This window comes from Streptomyces sp. NPDC041970, assembly GCF_055588985.1.
This window is the reverse complement of the sequence record NZ_JBVJCD010000008.1, coordinates 113,895-132,734: the sequence shown is the minus strand read 5'-3', so window position 1 is coordinate 132,734 and position 18,840 is coordinate 113,895. Positions and strand designations below refer to the sequence as shown.

At 73.3% G+C, this 18,840-nt stretch carries 16 protein-coding genes; 11 read left to right on the top strand and 5 right to left on the bottom strand.

The window, feature by feature from the left end:
* Positions 1-92: 92 nt before the first annotated feature.
* The 3 genes from ACZ6EJ_RS07115 to ACZ6EJ_RS07105 all read left to right on the top strand — a co-directional run bounded on the left by ACZ6EJ_RS07115 (position 93) and on the right by ACZ6EJ_RS07105 (position 5,310).
* Entirely contained in the window at positions 93-1,943 is a 1,851-nt protein-coding gene (locus ACZ6EJ_RS07115) for an ABC transporter transmembrane domain-containing protein (protein WP_469265125.1), read from the top strand.
* Positions 1,940-3,721: an ABC transporter ATP-binding protein gene (locus tag ACZ6EJ_RS07110; RefSeq protein ID WP_469265124.1), complete on the top strand. Its 1,782-nt coding sequence runs from the start codon at positions 1,940-1,942 to the stop codon at positions 3,719-3,721. The genes ACZ6EJ_RS07115 and ACZ6EJ_RS07110 overlap by 4 nt, the downstream gene beginning before the upstream one ends.
* Positions 3,722-3,948: 227 nt before the next feature.
* On the top strand, positions 3,949-5,310 hold the full coding sequence (locus tag ACZ6EJ_RS07105) for an NAD(P)/FAD-dependent oxidoreductase (protein ID WP_469265123.1): 1,362 nt from the start codon (positions 3,949-3,951) through the stop codon (positions 5,308-5,310).
* A gap of 45 nt (positions 5,311-5,355) precedes the next feature.
* Here the strand turns inward: ACZ6EJ_RS07105 and ACZ6EJ_RS07100 are convergent, their stop codons facing one another.
* A complete protein-coding gene (locus ACZ6EJ_RS07100) occupies positions 5,356-6,891 on the bottom strand; it encodes an ATP-dependent DNA ligase (protein ID WP_469265122.1) in 1,536 nt (511 codons plus the stop codon).
* 67 nt (positions 6,892-6,958) lie between these two features.
* A complete protein-coding gene (locus ACZ6EJ_RS07095) occupies positions 6,959-7,750 on the bottom strand; it encodes a metal-dependent hydrolase (RefSeq protein WP_469265121.1) in 792 nt (263 codons plus the stop codon).
* 137 nt (positions 7,751-7,887) lie between these two features.
* Here ACZ6EJ_RS07095 and ACZ6EJ_RS07090 point away from each other — a divergent pair, with 137 nt between their 5' ends.
* Complete coding sequence (locus ACZ6EJ_RS07090) at positions 7,888-10,401, top strand: DEAD/DEAH box helicase (protein ID WP_469265120.1); 2,514 nt, start codon at positions 7,888-7,890, stop codon at positions 10,399-10,401.
* 55 nt (positions 10,402-10,456) lie between these two features.
* The gene (locus ACZ6EJ_RS07085) at positions 10,457-11,329 is read left to right on the top strand and encodes an acyl-CoA thioesterase (RefSeq protein ID WP_469265119.1); all 873 of its coding nucleotides are present in this window, start codon (positions 10,457-10,459) and stop codon (positions 11,327-11,329) included.
* A 4-nt stretch (positions 11,330-11,333) separates the two neighbouring features.
* On the opposite strand, the gene ACZ6EJ_RS07080 is transcribed toward ACZ6EJ_RS07085, so the two are convergent.
* Positions 11,334-11,570: a DUF6011 domain-containing protein gene (locus tag ACZ6EJ_RS07080; RefSeq protein WP_469265118.1), complete on the bottom strand. Its 237-nt coding sequence runs from the start codon at positions 11,568-11,570 to the stop codon at positions 11,334-11,336.
* 120 nt (positions 11,571-11,690) lie between these two features.
* Here ACZ6EJ_RS07080 and ACZ6EJ_RS07075 point away from each other — a divergent pair, with 120 nt between their 5' ends.
* The gene (locus ACZ6EJ_RS07075) at positions 11,691-12,239 is read left to right on the top strand and encodes a GNAT family N-acetyltransferase (protein WP_469265117.1); all 549 of its coding nucleotides are present in this window, start codon (positions 11,691-11,693) and stop codon (positions 12,237-12,239) included.
* 14 nt (positions 12,240-12,253) lie between these two features.
* Positions 12,254-12,742, top strand: coding sequence for a glutathione peroxidase (locus ACZ6EJ_RS07070; protein ID WP_469265116.1), 489 nt, complete (start codon positions 12,254-12,256; stop codon positions 12,740-12,742).
* Between the two features lie 54 nt (positions 12,743-12,796).
* Here ACZ6EJ_RS07070 and ACZ6EJ_RS07065 read toward each other — a convergent pair whose 3' ends face one another.
* Positions 12,797-14,023, bottom strand: a complete 1,227-nt coding sequence (locus tag ACZ6EJ_RS07065; protein ID WP_469265115.1) for an acyl-CoA dehydrogenase family protein — start codon at positions 14,021-14,023, stop codon at positions 12,797-12,799.
* Positions 14,024-14,210: 187 nt separating this feature from the next.
* Between ACZ6EJ_RS07065 and ACZ6EJ_RS07060 the strand changes: the two genes are divergently transcribed.
* On the top strand, positions 14,211-14,870 hold the full coding sequence (locus ACZ6EJ_RS07060) for a TetR/AcrR family transcriptional regulator (RefSeq protein WP_469265114.1): 660 nt from the start codon (positions 14,211-14,213) through the stop codon (positions 14,868-14,870).
* A 15-nt stretch (positions 14,871-14,885) separates the two neighbouring features.
* Here the strand turns inward: ACZ6EJ_RS07060 and def are convergent, their stop codons facing one another.
* Complete coding sequence (gene def / locus ACZ6EJ_RS07055) at positions 14,886-15,431, bottom strand: peptide deformylase (protein ID WP_469265113.1); 546 nt, start codon at positions 15,429-15,431, stop codon at positions 14,886-14,888.
* Positions 15,432-15,545: 114 nt separating this feature from the next.
* Between def and ACZ6EJ_RS07050 the strand changes: the two genes are divergently transcribed.
* The 3 genes from ACZ6EJ_RS07050 (at position 15,546) to ACZ6EJ_RS07040 (ending at position 18,712) form a co-directional block, all read left to right on the top strand.
* Positions 15,546-16,784 (top strand): MurT ligase domain-containing protein, encoded by a 1,239-nt coding sequence (locus ACZ6EJ_RS07050; RefSeq protein ID WP_469265112.1) that lies wholly within the window; start codon positions 15,546-15,548, stop codon positions 16,782-16,784.
* 34 nt (positions 16,785-16,818) lie between these two features.
* Entirely contained in the window at positions 16,819-17,547 is a 729-nt protein-coding gene (locus ACZ6EJ_RS07045) for a type 1 glutamine amidotransferase (protein WP_469265111.1), read from the top strand.
* 139 nt (positions 17,548-17,686) lie between these two features.
* Complete coding sequence (locus tag ACZ6EJ_RS07040) at positions 17,687-18,712, top strand: 6-phosphofructokinase (RefSeq protein WP_469265110.1); 1,026 nt, start codon at positions 17,687-17,689, stop codon at positions 18,710-18,712.
* The last annotated feature ends 128 nt before the right edge of the window (positions 18,713-18,840 follow it).

Here is an 18,840-nt window from a genome sequence, read left to right as displayed (position 1 = left end):
GGTTGCCCCCGGGCGAGGGGAACAGGGAGCCTTGCACGTCACCCCGTTCTTCGAGGTCCGTGTGGATCTCCGCTCACGAGCCCTGGGACGTCATGCAGATTCGCGACCTTCCCTATTCGAATCCCGGCGACCCCGACGTCCGTTCAGGCCCCCGTTTCCTGTGGTGGCTCGGCCGCAACCAGCTCGCGGGGCAGCTCAAGGCCCTCGCCTGGGGGCTGCTCCACCAACTGGGCATCGCCGGCCTCCCGGTCGCCGTGGGGCTCGCCGTGCAGGCCGTCATCGAGCGTTCCGGCGGGCGGCTCGCCATGGCCGGCGGCCTGATCGCGGCCCTCGGCCTCATGATCGCCGTCGGCGACACCATGCTCCACCGCGCCGCCGTGACCAACTGGATCACCGCGGCCGCCCGGCTCCAGCAGTTGCTGGCCCGCAAGACCGCCGAGCTGGGCGCGGCCCTGACACGGCGGGTGGCGGCCGGCGAGGTCGTCGCCGTCTCGACCGGCGACGTGGAGAAGATCGGCTGGTTCGTCGAGGCGCTCTCCCGTTTCGCCGCGGCCGCCACCGCGCTCGTGCTCATCTGCGTGGGCCTGATCCTCTACCTCCCGTCCCTGGGCGTGCTGGTGGCCGTCGCCATGCCGGTGCTCGCCCTGGCCGTCCTGCCGCTGCTGCCCCGCGCCACCCGGCGCGCCGACGAACAGCGCGAGAAGGCCGGGAAGGCGACCGAGCTGGCCTCGGACACCGTGGCCGGGCTGCGGGTGCTGCGCGGCATCGGCGGCGAGGAGCTGTTCCTCGGCCGCTACCGCCGCGCCTCCCAGGAGGTCCGCAGGGCCGCCGTGCGCAGCGCCAGGATGTGGGCGCTGATCTCGTCGGTGCAGGTGCTCCTGCCGGGCGTCCTGCTGATCTCCCTGGTCTGGTACGGGGCGACGCTGGCCCGCGACGGCCGGATCGACGTCGGCCAGTTGGTCACCGTGTACAGCGCGGCCACCCTGATGCTGTTCCCGCTGCGCCACGTGGAGGAGATCGCGATGGCGTACTCCTTCTCCCGGCCGTCCGCCCAGCGCGCGGTCCGGGTGCTGTCGCTGCGCCGCGGCTCGCGCGACCACGTCGGCGACGCGGCCGCCGAGGGCGCGGCCCCGTCCGGCGGCCTCTACGACCCGGCCACCGGGTTGATGGCCCCGCCGGGCCAGTTCACCGCCGTCGTCTGCGGCGATCCGGACGAGGCGGGCCGGCTGGCCGAACGGCTCGGCGGCCACGCGCAGACCGATGACGCCGAGGCGGACGGGGGGAAGGCGCAGGCGGCTCCGTCCGTGCTGCTCGGCGCGGTCGCCCTGGACGACATCCCGCTGGAGGCCGCCCGCGCCGCCGTCCTGGTGCAGGACAAGGACCCGGTGCTGCTGTCCGGGACGCTCGCAGAGCTGCTGGACGTCCCGGCCTCGGGCCAGGTCACCGCCGACGAGGCGTTGGAGGCGGCCCAGTGCGGAGACGTGCTCAGCGCCCTGGCGCAGGCCGCCCCCGACAACGGCGGGGACCCGATGCGGACCCGGATCACGGAGCGCGGCCGGTCGCTCTCCGGCGGCCAGCGCCAGCGTCTGGCGCTGGCCCGGTCCCTGGTCACCGACCCGGAGGCGCTGGTGCTGGACGAGCCGACCTCGGCGGTCGACTCGCACACGGAGGCGCGGGTCGCCGCCGGGATCGCGCGGCTGCGCCGGGGCCGTACGACGGTGGCCTTCGCCTCGTCCCCGCTGCTGCTCGACGTCGCCGACCGGGTGGTCCTCGTCCACGAGGGCACGGCGGTCGCCGTGGGCGCCCACCGCGAACTCCTGCGCACCGAACCGCGCTACCGGGCGGTCGTCACGCGGGAGACCGACGCGGAGGCGGCGGCCGCGGCGGGCGACGCGACCGTCCCCGCCATGAAGAACGTCCAGGGAATCGAGGAGAGGGCATGATCGGCGTCGCACCCCCGGCGTACGACCCCGCGGCCCCGGAGTCGGCGACGACCCTGCCCGTGGGCACCCCGACGACCGTGCGGAGGTACGTACGGAGTCTGCTGCGGCGGCACCGCCGGGCGTTCGCCGTCCTGATCGCCGTCAACGCGGTGGCGGTGATCGCGTCGATCACCGGACCGTACCTGCTCGGCGGGCTGGTGGAGGACCTGTCCCGCGGGGTCTCCGACCTGCGGCTGGAGCGCACCGCGGCGATCTTCGCGCTGGCGCTGGCCGTCCAGACCGTCTTCACCCGCAGCATGAGGCTGCGCGGGGCGATGCTGGGCGAGGAGATGCTCGCAGACCTGCGCGAGGACTTCCTCGTCCGGTCCGTCGGCCTGCCGCCGGGGGTCCTGGAGCGGGCCGGGACCGGCGATCTGCTGTCCCGGATCACCACGGACATCGACCGGTTGGCCAACGCGATGCGCGAGGCCGTGCCCCAGTTGGCGATCGGCGTGGTGTGGGCCGGGCTGCTGCTCGGCGCGATGACGGTGACCGCTCCCCCGCTGGCGCTGGCCGTGCTGGTCGCGCTGCCGGTGCTGGTCGTCGGCTGCCGCTGGTACTTCCGGCGGGCCCCCTCGGCGTACCGCTCGGAGGCCGCCGGTTACGCGGCCGTCGCCGCGATGCTCGCGGAGACCGTGGACGCCGGGCGGACCGTGGAGGCGCACCGCCTCGGCGCCCGCCGGGTGGAGCTGTCGGACCGTCGGATCGCCCAGTGGACGGCGTGGGAGCGCTACACGCTGTTCCTGCGCTCGGTGCTGTTCCCCGTCATCAACGCCACGTACGTGACGATCCTCGGCGCGGTCCTGCTGCTCGGCGGCTGGTTCGTGCTGGAGGGGTGGCTCACCGTCGGGCAGTTGACCACGGGGGCGCTGCTGGCCCAGATGATGGTCGACCCGATCGGACTGATCCTGCGCTGGTACGACGAGCTCCAGGTGGCCCAGGTGTCGCTGGCGCGGCTGGTCGGCGTCCGGGAGATCGAGCCGGACGCGGGCGAGGCCGAGGTCGGGCCCGACGGCCGGGAGGTCCGCGCGGACGGCGTCCGCTTCGGGTACCGGGAGGGCGTCGACGTCCTGCACCGGGTCTCGCTCGACGTCGCTCCGGGCACGCGGCTCGCCCTGGTCGGCCCCTCCGGGGCGGGCAAGTCGACGCTGGGCCGCCTGCTGGCCGGGATCTACGCCCCGCGCGCCGGCGAGGTGACGCTGGGCGGGGCGGAGTTGTCGCGGATGACCGCGGAGCGGGTCCGCGAGCACGTGGCCCTCGTCAACCAGGAGCACCACGTCTTCGTCGGTTCGCTGCGGGACAACCTCCTGCTGGCCCGCGACGGGGCTCAGGACGCGGAGCTGTGGGCCGCGCTGGGGGCGGTCGACGCGGACGGCTGGGCGAAGGCCCTCGACGAGGGGCTGGACACCGAGGTCGGTTCGGGCGGGTCCGCGCTGACCCCGGCGCAGGCGCAGCAGATCGCGCTGGCCCGGCTCGTCCTGGCCGATCCGCACACCCTGGTGCTGGACGAGGCGACCTCGCTGCTCGACCCTCGGGCGGCCCGCCATCTGGAGCGGTCGCTGGCCCGTGTGCTGGAAGGGCGCACGGTGATCGCGATCGCGCACCGGCTGCACACGGCGCACGACGCGGACGTGATCGCGGTGGTGGAGGACGGCCGGATCAGCGAGCTGGGCAGCCATGACGAGCTGGTGGCGGCGGACGGCGCGTACGCCTCGCTGTGGCGGTCCTGGCACGGGTGACGTCAGCCGCTTCGGGACGGGCCGGGCGGCCGGGCGGACAGCCGGCCGCCCGGCCCGTCCGCGTCCCCGGCGGCGGGGTGCGCGGCCGTGCCGCCCCCGCGGCAGGGGCCCGTTCGCCGCTGTCGGGAGGCGGACGGAAGAGCATCCGGTGAGGATGAGGGGTGAATCACCCGGTATACGGGGCAGGCGAGCGCAGAACCACGCAAGCCCGAGAAGGGACGCAGACCGTGGCACCACCCAGGATTCTCGTTGTCGGCGCCGGCTTCGCAGGCGTCGAGTGCGTACGCCGTCTGGAGCGCAGGCTCGCTCCGGGAGAGGCGCAGATCACGCTCGTCACACCGTTCTCCTACCAGTTGTACCTGCCACTGCTCCCCCAAGTGGCGTCCGGGGTGCTCACCCCCCAGTCGATCGCCGTGTCGCTGCGGCGCAGCAGCCGCCACCGCACCCGCATCGTGCCCGGCGGGGCGATCGGCGTGGACACGGCGGCGAAGGTCTGCGTGATCCGCAAGATCACGGACGAGATCGTGAACGAGCCGTACGACTACATCGTGCTGGCCGCGGGCAGCGTCACCCGCACCTTCGACATCCCCGGACTGCTCGACAACGCCCGCGGGATGAAGACGCTGGCCGAGGCCGCCTACATCCGGGACCACGTCATCGCGCAGCTGGACCTCGCGGACGCCAGCCAGGACGAGGCCGAGCGGGCCTCCCGGCTCCAGTTCGTCGTGGTCGGCGGCGGTTACGCGGGCACCGAGACGGCGGCGTGCCTCCAGCGCCTCACCACCAGCGCCGTCCGGCACTATCCGCGGCTGGACCCGAAGCTGATCAAGTGGCATCTGATCGACATCGCCCCCAAGCTGATGCCCGAGCTGGGCGACAAGCTGGGGCGGAGCGCCCTGGAGGTGCTCCGGAAGCGGAACATCGAGGTGTCGCTGGGGGTCTCGATCGCCGAGGCGGGGCCGGAGGAGGTCACGTTCACCGACGGGCGGGTGCTGCCCTGCCGGACCCTGATCTGGACCGCCGGCGTGGCCGCCAGCCCGCTGGTCGCCACCCTGGGCGCGGAGACGGTGCGCGGCCGGCTCGCCGTGACGCCCCAACTGCGGGTGCCGAACTCCACGGACGTGTTCTCGCTCGGCGACGCCGCCGCCGTCCCCGACCTGGCGAAGGGCGACGGGGCGGTCTGCCCGCCGACCGCGCAGCACGCCATGCGCCAGGGCCGGGTGGTGGCGGACAACCTGATCGCGTCCCTGCGCGGCGAGCCGCTGCGCGACTACGTCCACAAGGACCTGGGGCTCGTGGTGGACCTGGGCGGCCGGGACGCGGTGTCCAAGCCGCTGGGCATCGAGCTGCACGGGCTGCCCGCGCAGGCCGTGGCGCGCGGATACCACTGGTCGGCGCTGCGGACGAACGTCGCCAAGACGCGGGTCATGACGAACTGGCTGCTGAACGCGGTCGCCGGCGACGACTTCGTACGCACCGGATTCCAGGCCCGCAACCCGGCGAAGCTGCGGGACTTCGAGTACACGGACGCCTATCTGACGCCCGAGCAGATCAAGGCGCACACCCAGTCGGCGGTCATCGGCCGCTGACCGCCGGACGGCCACGTGACCGCGCCCGGCGCCCGCCGGGCGCGGTCACGGCTGCCGGGACAGGACGGTCTCCACGGTGTCCGCCTCCCGTGCGTCCTTGTCCTCCCGGTGGCGCAGGACCCGCGCGAAGCGCAGGGTGACCCCGGCGGGGTAGCGCGTGGAGCGCTGGAGCCCGTCGTAGGCGATCTCCACGACCAGCTCCGGCCGTACGGTGACGACGTGGCCGTCGTCCTCGACGGCCAGCTCCAGCAGCCGTTCGGTCTGCCACTCCAGCATGGCGTCGGTCAGCCCCTTGAACGTCTTGCCGAGCATCGTGAAGGCGCCGTCGGGCCGCCGCGCCCCCAGGTGCAGGTTGGAGAGCCGGCCCGTGCGCCGGCCGTGCCCCCATTCGGCCGCCAGCACCACCAGGTCCAGGGTGTGCACCGGTTTCACCTTCAGCCAGGCCGCGCCCCGGCGGCCCGCGCTGTAGGCGGCGGTCAGCTCCTTGACGACCACGCCCTCGTGGCCGCGCTCCAGCGTCCGGGCGAGGAACGCTTCGGCGCTCGCGCGGGCACGGGGGTCCTCCGGGTCGGCGACGAGGGTGCGCCGGACGCGCAGGGCCTCCGGGAGCAGGCGCTCCAGGGCCGCGTGGCGGTCGGTGTAGGGGATGTCGAGCAGGTCCTCGCCGTCCACCGAGAGCGCGTCGAAGAAGACCGGGACGACGGGCACGTGCGCCGCCGCTCGGGCGACGTCCCGCCGGGAGCCCACCCGAGCGGCGGTCTCCTGGAACGACCGCGGCCTGCCGTCCTCCCCCAGGGCGATCACCTCGCCGTCGAGGACGAGCCGGCCGGCCGGCAGCGCGGCGACGGCGGCGACGAGTTCGGGCAGCCGGTCGGTGATGTCGTCGAGGGTCCGGGTGAAGGCGCGGACCCGCTCGCCGTCGCGGTGCACCTGCACCCGGATGCCGTCGAGCTTCTCCTCGACGGCGCACGGGCCCAGCCGGTCGACGGCCTCGCCGACCGAGGCGGCCGTGTGCGCGAGCATCGGGTGGACGGGCCGCCCCACGGTGAGGCGGAAGGCCGCGAGCGCTCCGGGGCCCTGCGCGAGCAGGACCCGCGCGACCTCCTGGAGCGACCCGGCGAGCATCACGGCGCGCCGGACGTCGGCGGGCGGGGCTCCGGCGGCGACGGCCAGCGCGTCCACGGCGACGGCGTCCAGCGCCCCCTGGCGCACCTCGCCGGTGAGCAGGGCGCGCAGGAAGCGCTGCTCGTCCGCGGTGGCCGCGCCGAACAGGGCGCGCAGCCGCTCGCGCCGCAGGGCCTGGGAGCCGGGGCCGGCGACGGCGGCGAGCGCGGTCAGCTCGGCGTCGACCCGCCGCACGGTGAGGGAGGCCTCGGCCGCGGGCGGGACGGGGTCGGCGAGGACGCGCGGGCCGACCCCGATCCGGCCCTGGGGCAGCCGCCCGGCGAGGTAGGGGATGACCACGGGCACGTCGTCCGGTCCGGCGTCGCGGAAGAGGCCGGCGAGGAGGGCGACCTTCCGGGACCGGGCGGAGGCGGCGGCGACGTCGAGGGACACCTGGGCGAGCTCGGCGAGCAACATGCTGCCATGGTGCTACGGGCCGGGGCGCGCCGCCCGCCCGCCGGGGCGGGGCCGCGGCCGGGGCTCCTCAGATGACGTTGAGGGCGGCCGCCCCGCCCACTCCCCCGAGGATCATGAAGGCGGGCATCAGCACCTTCATCTCCACCCAGCTACCGGCCCGGAAGCGCATGGCCTTCGGCGGGCCTATGGGGTGCCAGCGCTTGCGGCCCAGCGGGATCGGCCACAGGATCGGGCAGCCCGAGACGGTGAGCGCGTCGCCGATGTCGTGGACGAGCGCGCCCAGCACGATGGGCAGTCCGAGCCAGAGGTACTCCTGCCCCGGCGCGTCGAACAGCCAGTCGGCCCCGTTGCCGGGCTTGTCCAGGACGCCCGCGAGAATCCACGCGCTGGTCGCGCCGAGCAGCCACACCAGGACGTCGCTGGAGACGCGGGCCGCCCGCCACAGCAGGCCCTCGACCGCGAGGACCAGGTGGACGAAGAGGATCGCGAGGACCGCCCAGCGGCCGCCGGTGACCGCGGCCGCGGAGCAGCCGCCGCCGACCAGGACGGCCCACACCCAGGTGTGGGTCAGGGTGCGGTGGCCGCCGGTGCGGCGGGGGTCGCCGGGGCCCTTGGTCGCCTTGTAGACGGCGTACGAGAGCTTGTCGACGATCTCGCAGACGGTCTTGGATATCGGGCCGAAGGCGCGCGAGATGGTGGCGGACTTGTGGTCGAGGTCGGGGGCCAGGGCGGCTCCCGCGCAGATCAGCGCACCGACGGCCAGGACGGGCCAGGGCATCGCACAGCCCGCCGCCGTCGCCGCCGCGCCCACCCCCAGCCAGGCCGCCGCCCCGGACAGCGAGTGTGCCGGTCCCATCATGAGTCTGTTCCGCCCCCGCGCGTGGTGCGCCCGTCGCCGGTGCGGCGCGGGCTGGTCGAGACCGCAGCGTATCGCCCGTGATCTTCGTGTGGTCCGCCGGTTCCCTCCTCGGGGCGGAAGCCAGGCAAGATGGGGGCGTGACCCTCATCGACCAGCTCCCCCAGACCGCCGACCCGGACGCCCTTTTCGAGGCCTTCTCGTCATGGACCGAGACCCGGGGCATCACCCTTTACCCGGCTCAGGAGGAGGCGCTGATCGAGGTGGTGTCCGGGGCGAACGTGATCCTCTCCACCCCGACCGGCTCCGGCAAGAGCCTGGTGGCGGCGGCCGCGCACTTCACGGCGCTGGCCCAGGACAAGGTCACCTTCTACACCGCGCCGATCAAGGCGCTGGTCTCGGAGAAGTTCTTCGACCTGTGCAAGCTCTTCGGGACCGAGAACGTGGGGATGCTCACCGGCGACGCCTCGGTCAACGCCGACGCCCCGGTGATCTGCTGCACCGCCGAGGTGCTGGCCTCCATCGCGCTGCGCGACGGGCGGTACGCCGACGTCGGCCAGGTCGTGATGGACGAGTTCCACTTCTACGCCGAGCCGGACCGGGGCTGGGCCTGGCAGATCCCGCTGCTGGAGCTTCCGCAGGCCCAGTTCGTGCTGATGTCGGCGACGCTCGGCGACGTCTCGATGTTCGAGAAGGACCTGACCCGGCGGACCGGGCGCCCCACCTCCGTGGTGCGCTCGGCGACCCGCCCGGTGCCGCTGAGCTACGAGTACCGTTTCACGCCGATCACCGAGACGCTGACCGAGCTGCTGGACACCCGGCAGTCGCCCGTCTACATCGTGCACTTCACGCAGGCCGCGGCCGTCGAGCGGGCGCAGTCGCTGATGAGCATCAACATGTGCACCAAGGAGGAGAAGGAGAAGATCGCCGATCTGATCGGCAGCTTCCGCTTCACCACCAAGTTCGGCCAGAACCTCTCCCGTTACGTGCGCCACGGCATCGGGGTGCACCACGCGGGGATGCTGCCCAAGTACCGCCGCCTGGTGGAGAAGCTGGCCCAGGCCGGACTGCTGAAGGTGATCTGCGGTACGGACACGCTCGGCGTCGGCGTCAACGTGCCCATCCGCACGGTGCTGTTCACCGCGCTGACCAAGTACGACGGCACGCGGGTGCGGACGCTGCGGGCGCGGGAGTTCCACCAGATCGCCGGGCGGGCCGGGCGGGCCGGGTTCGACACGGCCGGGTTCGTCGTGGCGCAGGCCCCCGAGCACGTCATCGAGAACGAGAAGGCCGTCAAGAAGGCGGGCGACGACCCCAAGAAGAAGCGCAAGGTGGTCCGCAAGAAGGCCCCGGAGGGGTTCGTCGCCTGGTCGGAGACCACGTTCGACAAGCTGATCCAGTCCGAGCCCGAGCCGCTGAGCTCCCGCTTCCGGGTCACGCACACCATGCTGCTCTCGGTCATCGCGCGCCCCGGCAACGCCTTCGAGGCGATGCGGCGGCTGCTGGAGGACAACCACGAGCCGCGCCGGGCGCAGTTGCGGCACATCCGGCGGGCGATCGCCATCTACCGCTCGCTGCTGGACGGCGGGGTGGTCGAGCGGCTGGAGACGCCGGACGCCGAGGGCCGGATCGTGCGGCTGACGGTCGACCTCCAGCAGGACTTCGCGCTCAACCAGCCGCTGTCCACGTTCGCGCTGGCCGCGTTCGACCTGCTGGACCCCGAATCCCCCTCGTACGCGCTGGACATGGTCTCGGTCGTCGAGTCGACGCTGGACGATCCCCGGCAGATCCTGGCCGCCCAGCAGAACAAGGCGCGCGGCGAGGCCGTGGGGCGGATGAAGGCGGACGGCGTCGAGTACGAGGAGCGGATGGAGCTGCTCCAGGACGTCACGTACCCCAAGCCGCTGGGCGAGCTGCTGTGGCACGCCTACGACGTCTACCGCAAGAGCCACCCGTGGGTGAGCGACCACCCGGTGTCGCCGAAGTCGGTGATCCGGGACATGTACGAACGGGCCATGACGTTCACGGAGTTCACCTCGCACTACGAGCTGGCCCGGACCGAGGGCATCGTGCTGCGGTATCTGGCCGGCGCGTACAAGGCGCTGGAGCACACGATCCCCGACGACCTGAAGTCGGAGGACCTCCAGGACCTGATCTCCTGGCTGGGCGAGATGGTGCGGCAGGTGGACTCCAGTCTGCTGGACGAGTGGGAGCAGCTCGCCAATCCCGAGGTCGAGACGGCCGAGCAGGCGCAGGAGCGGGCCGACGAGGTCAAGCCGGTCACCGCGAACGCCCGCGCCTTCCGGGTGCTGGTGCGCAACGCGATGTTCCGCCGGGTGGAGCTGGCGGCGCTGGACCGGGTCCGCGACCTGGGCGAGCTGGACGGCGACTCGGGCTGGGACGAGGAGGCGTGGGGCGAGGCGATGGACGCGTACTGGGACGCCCACGACGATCTCGGCACCGGTCCGGACGCGCGCGGCCCGAAGCTGCTGAAGATCGAGGAGGACCCGGCGCACGGGCTGTGGCGGGTCTGGCAGGCGTTCGCCGACCCGGCCGGGGACCATGACTGGGGCATCAAGGCCGAGGTGGACCTGGCCGCGTCCGACGAGGAGGGCCGGGCGGTCGTCCGGGTCACCGAGGTCGGGCAGTTGTGAACGGACCCCTGACCAAGACGGCGGCGCACCGGCCGCGGAAGTGGAGAGCGAGCGCATGACGAACCCGGCCGAGCGTCTGGTGGACCTTCTGGACCTGGAGCGGATCGAGGTCGACATCTTCCGCGGCCGCAGCCCCGAGGAGTCCCTGCAGCGGGTCTTCGGCGGGCAGGTGGCGGGCCAGGCCCTGGTGGCGGCGGGGCGGACGGTCGGCGCGGACCGGCCGGTGCACTCGCTGCACGCCTACTTCCTGCGTCCGGGCCGCCCCGGCGTGCCGATCGTGTACCAGGTGGAGCGGGTCCGCGACGGCCGGTCCTTCACCACCCGGCGGGTGACGGCCGTGCAGGAGGGCCGGACGATCTTCAACCTGACGGCGTCCTTCCACCGCCCGGAGGAGGCCGCCTTCGAGCACCAGTTGCCGCCGGCCCGCATCGTCCCGGACCCGGAGGAGCTGCCGACGGTCGCCGAGGAGGTGCGCGCGTACCTGGGCGCGCTGCCGGAGGCGCTGGAGCGGATGGCCCGCCGCCAGCCTTTCGACATCCGCTACGTGGACCGGCTGCGGTGGACGGCCGAGGAGGTCGAGGAGGCCGACCCGCGCAGCGCGGTGTGGATGCGGGCGGTGGGCCCGCTGGGCGACGACCCGCTGGTGCACACCTGCGCGCTGACGTACGCGAGCGACATGACGCTGCTGGACGCGGTGCGCATCCCGGTGGAGCCGTTGTGGGGGCCGCGCGGCTTCGACATGGCGTCGCTGGACCACGCGATGTGGTTCCACCGCCCGTTCCGGGCGGACGAGTGGTTCCTGTACGACCAGGAGTCGCCGATCGCGACGGGCGGCCGGGGGCTGGCGCGCGGTCGCATCTACGACCGCTCGGGGCGGTTGCTGGTGTCGGTGGTGCAGGAGGGGCTGTTCCGGCGGCTGGACGCGTAGGAGGTCAGACGCCCGGCAGCGGGTCCTGGTCGACCTCGTGGCGGCGGGTGCGGATGCGTGGCGGCGCGGGGTGCAGCTTGGCGTCGCAGGACGGCCCCAGGCCGGTGCGCCGGGAGTCGGCGCCGGTGAGGGGCCGGCCGCAGAGGCGGCAGCGGACGAGGCGGCGGGCCGCCGTTCCACCGCGGTGCGCTTCCCGGCCGACTGCGGGCGACGGCTCGGGGAATGGTTCGGGAGACTGCACGGGAGGATCTGCTCCTTCGCTCTCGGGGGACAGCATAGGGAGCGGCGCCCGGCCCGTCCCGTGCGCCCGGCCCGCCCGGCCCTGCGCCGGACCCGTTTCCGTTGGAGAGGACCCCGCCCCATGACCGAGATCGTCCACGTGTCCGGACCCGAACTGGTGACGTACGCCGACGAGCTGGCCGAACTGCTGGTGGAGACCGTCGAGGAGGGTTTCTCGGTCGGCTTCCTGGCCCCGCTGGACCGGGAGGCGGCCGCCGCCTGGTGGCGGGAGCGCGCGGCGGCCGTCGAGGAGGGGCGGGTCGGCATCTGGATCGCCCGCGACGGCGGGCGGGTGTCGGGGACGATCGCGCTGATCCGGGCGCCGCTGCCGAACGCCCGCCACCGCGCCGAGGTCGCCAAGTTGATGGTCCGCGCCTCGGCCCGCGGCCGGGGGCTGGGCCGCGCGCTGCTGGACGCCGTGGAGGCGCACGCCGTCGCCGAGGGGATCACGCTGCTGGTCCTGGACACCGAGACCGGCAGTCTGGCCGAGCAGGTCTACTGCCGGGCGGGCTGGACGGAGGTGGGGACCGTGCCGGGATACGCGGCCGATCCGGCGGGCATCCTGCAACCGACGACCTTCTACTGCAAGGAGCTCGCCGCCGCGCCGGCGGCGGGCGGCGCCACGCGATGATCCGGGAGAACTCCATGACACTGCACGACATCGAGCTGCGCACCCTCGCGGGTGAGCCGACCACGCTGGGCGCGTACGGCGGCCGGGCGGTCCTGGTGGTGAACGTGGCCTCCCAGTGCGGCCTGACCCCGCAGTACGAGGGCCTGGAGCGGTTGCAGCAGACCTACGGGGACCGGGGGCTGACCGTCCTGGGCGTGCCCTGCAACCAGTTCGCCGGGCAGGAGCCGGGCAGCGCGGAGGAGATCCGGGAGTTCTGCTCGACGACGTACGGCGTCAGCTTCCCGCTGCTGGAGAAGACCGACGTCAACGGCGCGGGGCGGCACCCGCTGTACGCGGAGCTGACGAAGGTGGCGGACGCGGACGGGGAGGCGGGGGACGTCCAGTGGAACTTCGAGAAGTTCCTCCTCTCGCCGGCCGGCGAGCCGGTGGCCCGCTTCCGCCCGGGCAGTGAGCCGGAGTCGGCGCAGGTCGTCGCGGCGATCGAGGGCCAGTTGCCCGGCTGAGCGTGCGTCCGGGGGGCCGTACGGGTGTCCCGTACGGCCCCCCGCCCGTTCCCGCTAGCGGATCGGCATCCCCGACAGCGTCCGGGCGATCACCAGGCGCTGGATCTCGCTGGTGCCCTCGAAGATGGTGTAGATGGCCGCGTCGCGGTGCATCCGCTCGACCGGGTACTCCCGGGTGAAGCCGTTGCCGCCGAGGATCTGGATCGCCTGCGCGGTGACCTCCTTGGCGGTCTCGCTGGCGTAGAGCTTGGACATGGAGCCCTCGGCCGCGGTGAACGGCTTGCCGGTGGTGGCCATCCAGGAGGCCCGCCAGACCAGCAGCCGGGCCGCGTCGATGCGGGTGCGCATGTCGGCGAGCTGGAAGGCGATGCCCTGGTTGTCGATGATCGGCCGGCCGAACTGGCTGCGCGTGCGCGCGTAGTCGAGGGCGACCTCGTACGCGGCGCGCGCGGTGCCCACGGCCATCGCGCCGACGGCCGGGCGGGAGGCCTCGAAGGTGGCCATGGCCGCGTTCTTCATCCGCTCGCCGCCGGCCTGGGCGCGCTCACGGGCGCGGGCGAGGCGCTCGTCGAGCTTGTCCTTGCCGCCGAGGAGGCAGTGGCCGGGGACGCGGACGTCCTCCAGGACCACCTCGGCGGTGTGGGAGGCGCGGATGCCGTGCTTCTTGAACTTCTGCCCCTGGGTGAGGCCGGGGGTGTCCGGGGGGACGATGAAGGAGGCGTGCCCCTTGGAGCCGAGGTCGGGGTCGACGACGGCGACCACGACGTGGACGTTGGCTATGCCGCCGTTGGTCGCCCAGGTCTTGGTCCCGTTGAGGACCCACTCGTCCTTGGCCCCGTCGTAGACGGCCCTCGTGCGCATCGAGGCGACGTCGGAGCCGGCGTCGGGCTCGGACGAGCAGAAGGCGGCGAGCTTCACGTCGTCGGGGTCGCCGTACATCTGGGGTATCCAGGTGCCGATCTGCTCCTCGGTGCCGTTGGCGAGGACGCCCACGGCCGCCAGGCCCGTGCCGACGATCGACAGGGCGATGCCCGCGTCGCCCCAGAACAGCTCTTCCATAGCCATGGGGATGCCGAGCCCCGTAGGGTCGAAGAACTGCTGGGCGTAGAAGTCGAGCGAGTAGATGCCGACCTTGGCCGCCTCCTGGATGACGGGCCAGGGCGTCTCCTCACGCTCGTCCCACTCCGAGGCGGCGGGGCGGATGACATCCGCCGCGAAGCCGTGGAGCCAGTCGCGGACCTGCTTCTGGTCGTCGTTGAGCTCAAGCGTGAACTCGGCCATGTTTCCCCTCCGGGCACTGCGGCGAAAAACGAGTGTTACTTCCGGTAACAACAGTGTGTTACCGGCAAGTAGCAACTGTCAACCACCCCGGAACCGATCGGCCGCCCCGTTCGGCGGGGTGTTACGTTGCGCAGGCGTGCAGAAGCGGTGCGAGGGCGCCGCGTGACCTGGGGTGGGAGAGACGAACATGGAGACCGCAGCAGGCGCCGGGCCGCGGCGGACCGCGGCCGGACGCCGCCGCGAGCTGCTCGAAGCCGCGGACCGGGTGGTGCTCAGGGACGGCCCCCGCGCCTCGATGAACGCGATCGCCGCCGAGGCCGGGATCACCAAGCCCATCCTCTACCGCCACTTCGGGGACAAGGGCGGGCTCTACCGCGCCCTCGCCAAGCGCCACACCGACGCCCTCCTGAGCGCCCTGCGCGCGGCCCTGGACGCCCCGGCAGACCGCCGCGAACGGGTGGAGTCGACGCTCGACACCTACCTCGCCGCGATCGAGGCGCGCCCGCAGGTCTACCGCTTCCTGATGCACCCCTCCGACAGCCCCGGCGACCCCGCCGCCGCCTCCCCCGAGCAGGGCTTCGACGTGGGCCGCCACTCCGCCCCGCTGCTGCGCCGGCTCGGCGAGGAGCTGGGACAGGTGATCGCCGAGCGGGTGGACCTGGGGCCCGGCGGCGAGCAGACGGCCCGGATCTGGGGCCACGGCATCGTCGGCATGATGCACGCGGCGGGCGACTGGTGGCTCGGCGACCGCCCCTGCTCGCGGGAGCGCCTGGTGAGCAGCCTCGCCGACCTGCTGTGGGGCCGGCTCTCGGAGGCCGGCGACCTCCAGGGCGGTCCGGGGTTCTGACCCGCCGGTCCGCCGTCAGCCCTCGCGGCCCCAGGGGGCCCGGCGCGCCGCGCGCAGCAGCCTGGCCCGCCGCAGACCGGTCAGCCGATCGGCGTAGACCCGGCCCTCCAGATGGTCGCACTCGTGCTGGAGGCAGCGGGCGAACCAGCCGGCGCCCGCGATCCGCACCGGTTCGCCCGTCATCGTCAGCCCCTCGACCACCGCGCGGTCGAAGCGGTCCGTGGCCGCTTCCAGGCCGGGAAGCGACAGACAGCCCTCCGGTCCGCGTACGGTGAGTCCGTCCGCCTCGACCAGGGCGGGATTGACCACGTGCCCCAGATGGCGGACGTCGTCGTCGTCCGGGCAGTCGTAGACGAACACCTTGAGCGGGACGCCGATCTGGTTGGCGGCGAGCCCGACGCCCTGTGCGGCGTACATCGTGGCGAACATGTCCTCGACCAGCCGCGCGAGCGACGGGCCGAAGTCGGTGACGTCCTCGCAGGGGCGGTGGAGCACCGGGTCGCCGAGCAGGCTCATCTCCCGGACGAGTCCGGAACTGCCGGGGATCGGGCGGTTTCGCATGGCGGCAAGCCTACGTTCCGCGGGGGCCGGGGCGTTCCCGCGGTGCCGCGGTGCGGTCGCCGCGCCGGACATCGATAGGCTGGGCGCGGACCGATGCAAGGAGGATCTAGGACGATGGCAGGCAACACGGAGCCGTTGTCGCCGCGGGCCAAACTGGCCGTGACGGCGGGCAAGGCCGCGGCGGCGGTGTCACGCGCCGCGGGGCGGGGCAGCGGATCGGTGATCGGCGGCCGGGTGGCGCTCAAGCTCGACCCCGACCTGCTGGGGCGGCTGGCGCAGCACCTGGACGTGATCCTCGTCTCGGCGACGAACGGCAAGACGACCACCACCCGGCTCATCGCCGAGGCGCTGCGGGCCGCCGGGCCCGTGGTGTCCAACGCGCTGGGCGCGAACATGCCCGCGGGCATCACCTCGGCGCTGGCCGGCGGCTCGGACGCGAAGTACGGCGTGATCGAGGTCGACGAGAAGTACCTGGCGGGCGTCGCCCGCGACACCACGCCGAAGGCGATCGCGCTGCTCAACCTCTCGCGCGACCAGCTCGACCGCGCGGCGGAGACCCGGATGCTCGCGGAGCACTGGCGCGAGGGGCTGGCCGGCTCCAAGGCCGTGATCATCGCGAACGCGGACGACCCGCTGATCGTCTGGGCCGCCTCGTCCTCCGCCAACGTGGTGTGGGTGGCGGCCGGTCAGGCGTGGAAGGACGACGCCTGGTCCTGCCCCTCCTGCGGCGGGGTGATGCAGCGTCCGGGCGACGACTGGTTCTGCGGGCAGTGCGGCTTCCGGCGCCCCGCCCCGAGCTGGGCGCTCAACGGCGACTACGTCCTGGACCCGCACGGGTCGGCCTGGCCGATCCACCTCCAGTTGCCGGGCCGGGCCAACAAGGCGAACGCCACCAGCTCGGCGGCCGTGGCCGCCGTCTTCGGGGTGCCGCCGCAGGTCGCGCTGGAGCGGATGTACCAGGTGCAGGCGGTGGCCGGACGCTACGACGTCGTCACCTTCCACCACCGCGAGCTGCGCCTGCTGCTGGCGAAGAACCCGGCGGGCTGGCTGGAGACGTTCTCCCTGATCGACCCGCCCCCGACGCCGGTGATCCTGTCCGTGAACGCGCGCGGCGCGGACGGCACGGACACCTCCTGGCTGTGGGACGTGGACTACACCCAGCTCTCCGGCCACCCGATCTTCGTGCTCGGCGACCGCAAGCTCGACCTCGCGGTCCGCCTGGAAGTGGCCGGGCTGGACTTCCGGGTCTGCGAGAACCTCGACGAGGCCGTGCAGTACGCCCCGCCCGGCCGCATCGAGGTCATCGCCAACTACACCGCCTTCCAGGATCTGCGCCGTCGTGTCGGCAACTGACCCCGGCCCCGGCCACCTCCGGAGAGGACGAAGCATGAGCAACAACGGTCTGCGTCTGGTCTGGGTCTACCCCGACCTGCTCAGCACCTACGGCGACCAGGGCAACGCCCTGGTCGTGGAGCGGCGGGCCCGGCAGCGCGGTCTGGACGTGCAGCGCGTCGACGTGCGCAGCGACCAGCCGGTGCCCACGTCGGGCGACATCTACCTGATCGGCGGCGGCGAGGACCGGCCGCAGCGGCTGGCGGCCGAGCGGCTGCGCCGCGACGGCGGGCTGAGCCGGGCCGCGTCCAACGGCGCGATCATCTTCTCGGTCTGCGCGGGCTACCAGATCCTCGGCCACGAGTTCGTCAACGACCTCGGCGAGCGCGAGGCCGGGCTCGGGCTGCTCGACGTGGTCTCGACCCGCGGCGAGGGGGCCCGGTGCGTCGGCGACGTGCTGGCGGACATCGACCCCCGCCTCGGCCTGCCGCCGCTGACCGGGTTCGAGAACCACCAGGGCGTCACCCATCTCGGCCCGACGGCACGGCCGTTCGCGCGGGTGCAGTTCGGCCGGGGCAACGGGACCGGGGACGGCACGGAGGGCGCGTACAACGACACGGTGTTCGGGACGTACATGCACGGCCCCGTGATGGCCCGCAACCCGCAGATCGCCGATCTGCTGCTGAAGCTGGCCCTCGACGTGAACGCGCTGCCGCCCACGGACGACCGCTGGTACGAGGCGCTGCGCGCCGAGCGGATCGCCTCGGCGACCCAGCCCGCCTGAGGCGGTTTCCGCTCAGCCGAGCGGCGTCCAGCAGGCGGACGGCCGGTTCGGTCCCGCCACCCTGCGCCGGTAGGGTGGCGGGCATCCCGCCGGACGACGTGGTCCGGTCGTCGACCCACGTTGCAAAGGTTCTCGGGCCATGCGCATTGGCGTACTCACCTCCGGAGGCGACTGCCCCGGCCTCAACGCCGTCATCCGCTCCGTCGTACACCGCGCGGTGGTGGACCACAGCGACGAGGTCATCGGGTTCCACGACGGGTGGAGGGGCCTGCTGGAGTGCGACTACCGCAAGCTCGACCTGGACGCGGTGGGCGGCATCCTGTCCCTCGGCGGCACCATCCTCGGCTCCTCCCGCGTCCAGCCCGCGCATCTGCGCGACGGGGTGGAGCGCGCCCGCGGCCATGTGGCGGACCTGGGTCTGGACGCGATCATCCCGATCGGCGGCGAGGGCACCCTGAAGGCCGCCCACCTGCTCTCCGAGGCCGGTCTCCCGATCGTCGGGGTCCCCAAGACGATCGACAACGACATCGCCTCCACCGACGTCACGTTCGGCTTCGACACCGCCGTCGGCGTGGCCACCGAGGCGCTGGACCGGCTGAAGACCACCGCCGAGTCGCACCAGCGGGTGTTGATCGTCGAGGTCATGGGGCGGCACACCGGCTGGATCGCGCTGCACTCCGGCATGGCGGCCGGCGCCCACGCGATCGTGGTCCCCGAGCGCCCCTTCGACATCGACGAGCTGACCGAGCTGGTCGGCAAGCGCTTCTCGGCGGGCAAGAAGTTCGCCATCGTGGTGGTGGCCGAGGGTGCGAAGCCGCGTGAGGGCTCCATGCAGTTCGAACAGGGCGCCAAGGACGTGTACGGCCACGAGCGGTTCGCCGGTGTGGCGACGCAGCTCTCCGTGGAGCTTGAGCAGCGGCTCGGCAAGGAGGCCCGCCCGGTCATCCTCGGCCACGTCCAGCGCGGCGGCACCCCGACGGCGTACGACCGGGTCTTGGCGACCCGGTTCGGCTGGCACGCGGTGGAGGCGGCGCACCGGGGCGAGTTCGGCATGTTGACGGCGCTGCGCGGCACCGACATCGCCATGGTTCCGCTGGCGGAAGCGGTGGCGACGCTGAAGACGGTCCCGGCCGAGCGGTACGCCGAGGCGGAGTGCGTGCTGTAGGGGGGCCGCGGTCCCTCGAACCGGCCCCCGCCGCGCGGGGGGGCGGGGGGGGGTTTGGTCTTGGCCGGAAAACAGGCACAAAACAGAGGGGTCCCCCACCAGAGGGGGAGAAAGAGGCCCCCCCGGAC

Bases quoted from the DNA above. Each gene is read 5' to 3' on its own strand.
- ACZ6EJ_RS07115 (WP_469265125.1), top strand. From the start codon at position 93: ATGCAGATTCGCGACCTTCCCTATTCGAATCCCGGCGACCCCGACGTC.
- ACZ6EJ_RS07110 (WP_469265124.1), top strand. From the start codon at position 1,940: ATGATCGGCGTCGCACCCCCGGCGTACGACCCCGCGGCCCCGGAGTCG.
- ACZ6EJ_RS07100 (WP_469265122.1), bottom strand. From the start codon at position 6,891: ATGTTGCTCGCCGAGCTCGCCCAGGTGTCCCTCGACGTCGCCGCCGCC.
- ACZ6EJ_RS07095 (WP_469265121.1), bottom strand. From the start codon at position 7,750: ATGATGGGACCGGCACACTCGCTGTCCGGGGCGGCGGCCTGGCTGGGG.
- ACZ6EJ_RS07085 (WP_469265119.1), top strand. From the start codon at position 10,457: ATGACGAACCCGGCCGAGCGTCTGGTGGACCTTCTGGACCTGGAGCGG.
- ACZ6EJ_RS07075 (WP_469265117.1), top strand. From the start codon at position 11,691: ATGACCGAGATCGTCCACGTGTCCGGACCCGAACTGGTGACGTACGCC.
- ACZ6EJ_RS07070 (WP_469265116.1), top strand. From the start codon at position 12,254: ATGACACTGCACGACATCGAGCTGCGCACCCTCGCGGGTGAGCCGACC.
- ACZ6EJ_RS07065 (WP_469265115.1), bottom strand. From the start codon at position 14,023: ATGGCCGAGTTCACGCTTGAGCTCAACGACGACCAGAAGCAGGTCCGC.
- ACZ6EJ_RS07060 (WP_469265114.1), top strand. From the start codon at position 14,211: ATGGAGACCGCAGCAGGCGCCGGGCCGCGGCGGACCGCGGCCGGACGC.
- def (WP_469265113.1), bottom strand. From the start codon at position 15,431: ATGCGAAACCGCCCGATCCCCGGCAGTTCCGGACTCGTCCGGGAGATG.
- ACZ6EJ_RS07050 (WP_469265112.1), top strand. From the start codon at position 15,546: ATGGCAGGCAACACGGAGCCGTTGTCGCCGCGGGCCAAACTGGCCGTG.
- ACZ6EJ_RS07045 (WP_469265111.1), top strand. From the start codon at position 16,819: ATGAGCAACAACGGTCTGCGTCTGGTCTGGGTCTACCCCGACCTGCTC.
- ACZ6EJ_RS07040 (WP_469265110.1), top strand. From the start codon at position 17,687: ATGCGCATTGGCGTACTCACCTCCGGAGGCGACTGCCCCGGCCTCAAC.